The organism is Nonomuraea sp. NPDC049784 (assembly GCF_040659615.1).
GTDB lineage: Bacteria > Actinomycetota > Actinomycetes > Streptosporangiales > Streptosporangiaceae > Nonomuraea.
Genome location: NZ_JBFAMX010001216.1, coordinates 1 through 1,356, shown reverse-complemented (window position 1 = coordinate 1,356; position 1,356 = coordinate 1). Strand labels below are relative to the sequence as shown.

The following is a 1,356-nucleotide window of genomic DNA, read 5'->3' as shown; positions in this document are numbered from 1 at the left end:
GACGCCGTCTTCGACATCCGGCCCGCGGACGAGCGGTCCTTCTTCAATCTGGGAGATGGCAAATGATCCAGTCATCGCCCGATGAGCTCGCCGCCGAGGCCGGCTGGTTCGGGACGGCCGCCGACGCTCTGCCGGACGATGCCGCCGACAGTGTCCTGATCGGCCGGATCTGGGATCCCCTCGTCGAAGGGCCCTCACCCGTGGTGGTCCGCGACGGGGAAGTCATCGACATCAGCGCGGAGTTCCCGACGGTCCGCGACATCTGCGAGCTGCCGGAACCCGCTGCCGTGGTCTCCGGGCTCGATGGCCGGCGTGTCGGCGGCTTCAGGGACGTGCTGGCCAACACCGGGGCCGCGGACCGGGACCCTACACGGCCCTGGCTGCTCGCACCGGTCGACCTCCAGGCGCTCAAGGCCGCCGGGGTGACCTTCGCCGTCTCGATGATCGAGCGCGTCATCGAGGAGCGGGCCGGCGGCGACATGGTACTGGCGGCGGACATCCGCCGGCGGATGTCCGCCGGCGTTGGTGCCGACCTTCACGACCTGTCGCCAGGTTCCGAGGAGGCGGCGCGGCTGAAGAGCCTGCTCGTCGCCGAGGGCGTCTGGAGCCAGTACCTGGAGGTCGGGATCGGCCCGGATGCCGAGATCTTCACCAAGGGTCAAATCCTCTCCGCCATGGGAACCGCGGTGCCCGTCGGGGTGCTCGCCGCCTCGACCTGGAACAACCCGGAGCCCGAGGTGTCGCTCATCGTCCAGTCGAGTGGCCGGATCGTGGGGGCGACGCTCGCCAACGACGTCAACCTCCGGGATGTCGAGGGCCGATCCGCGCTCCTGCTGCCGATGGCGAAGGACAATAACGCGTCGTGCGCGCTCGGCCCCCTCATCCGGCTCTTCGACGAGCGGTTCGACCTGGAACAGGTACGCGGCCTCGTGGTGCGGCTGGACATCGAAGGCGAGGACGGCTTCCGCCTTGAGGCGGTCTCGGAGATGGCGCGGATGTCACGCGATCCGGAAGCGCTGGTGCGGCAACTGATCGGCCCGCACCATCACTATCCCGACGGCGCGGTCCTCATGCTCGGCACGATGTTCGCGCCCATCCAGGACCGCGACCACCCTGGCGAAGGGTTCACGCACAAGACCGGCGATGTGGTGAGGATCAGTTCCCCCGCGCTCGGCACCCTGGTCAACCGCGTCCAGCACGCCGAGGACTGTGCACCTTGGGGCTTCGGAGTCCGCGATCTCATGGGAAATCTCATGAAGAGAGGACTGTTGTGAGCACCGTCATCACAGTCGATCCAAGGGAGGCCGGCGCCGCGAAACCGACCTCAAGCCTCTGAGGCGGATGCCGATGAGCGTG

General features: G+C 68.2%; 1 protein-coding gene. It reads left to right on the top strand.

Annotation, left to right across the window (positions count from 1 at the left end):
- The first annotated feature begins 62 nt into the window (after positions 1-62).
- Positions 63-1,274, top strand: coding sequence for a fumarylacetoacetate hydrolase family protein (locus AB0J09_RS64850; RefSeq protein ID WP_360714459.1), 1,212 nt, complete (start codon positions 63-65; stop codon positions 1,272-1,274).
- Positions 1,275-1,356: the final 82 nt, after the last annotated feature.